Origin of the sequence: Micromonospora sp. M51 (assembly GCF_018070305.1) — a bacterium.
Taxonomy (GTDB): Bacteria; Actinomycetota; Actinomycetes; order Mycobacteriales; family Micromonosporaceae; genus Micromonospora; species Micromonospora parva.
In genome coordinates, this window is the sequence record NZ_JAGPXZ010001274.1 from 1 (window position 1) to 953 (window position 953).

The 953-nt window shown below is 75.6% G+C and carries 2 protein-coding genes; both read right to left on the minus strand.

All coding sequences use genetic code 11. The features are described from left to right. On the minus strand, window positions 1-428 hold a 428-nt coding region (locus tag KBX53_RS34245; RefSeq protein ID WP_210863954.1), incomplete at its 3' end, for an alpha-hydroxy-acid oxidizing protein. Beyond that, window positions 421-953 (minus strand): alpha/beta hydrolase fold domain-containing protein (locus KBX53_RS34250; protein ID WP_210863955.1); only part of this gene is annotated, 533 nt, incomplete at its 5' end. The genes KBX53_RS34245 and KBX53_RS34250, both read right to left, overlap by 8 nt.

A 953-nucleotide genomic window follows, 5' to 3' on the forward strand; every position in this document is an offset into this window, starting at 1 on the left:
AGAGCCCGGTCGCGCAGCCAGTAGAGCTGGAACCAGACGTCCGCGCCCACGCCGGCCACCTGCTCGATCGGCGTGCTGCCCAGCGTGCTCGCCAGGTACGGGATGCCGGCCGCGCCGGCCGCCGCCGCGAGCCCCAGCTCCCCGTCCGGGTGCACCAGCCGCTGGTACGCCATCGGCGCCACTGCGACCGGCATGGCGTACCGGCTGCCGAGCAGGCCGGCGCCGAGGTCGACGGTGTCCACGCCACGCAGCACCCGGGGCAGCACCGCGACCCGGTCCAGCGCGTGCCGGTTCGCGGCGAGGGTCACCTCGGCCGCGCTGCCGCCGGCCAGGTAGTCCCACACGTCCGGCGCCAGCACGGCCCGGGCCCGCTCGGCGTAGTCGGCGAGCGAGACGGCCGGCAGGTCGGTCAGCACCCGCTCAGCCATCGGCCACCGCCGGGCCCGTCACGGCCGGCTCGTCCACCTGGGCGGCTTCCGGCCCGGCCGACAGCCCGAAGCGTTCCCGGAGAAAGGCCGCCGCGCCTTCCTGCGCCCGCCGCCCGTCGGTGAAGGTTCCCGGCATGGCGAAGAACCCGTGGATCATGCCCGGGTAGTGCGCCAGGCGGGTGGGCACACCGGCGTCTCGCAGCCGCTCGGCGTACCGCTGCCCCTCGGCGCGCAGGGGGTCCAGTTCGGCGGTGATCACCAACGCCGGCGGCAACCCGGACAGGTCGTCGGCGAGCAGTGGCGAGGCCAGCGGATCCCGGGCGTGCCCCGGGTCGGAGAGGTAGTGCCTCCGGTACCAGGCAACCGAATGCCTGTTGAACAGCGCCGGGTCGTCGTCGCCGACCGGGTCGCCGCTCTGGTCGGTGTTCGGGTAGATCAGCAGTTGCGCGGCGAGCGGGGGCCCGTCCGTCCGGCTGAGCAGGGTGACCGCCGCGGCCAGGTTCCCGCCGGCGCTGTCCCCACCCA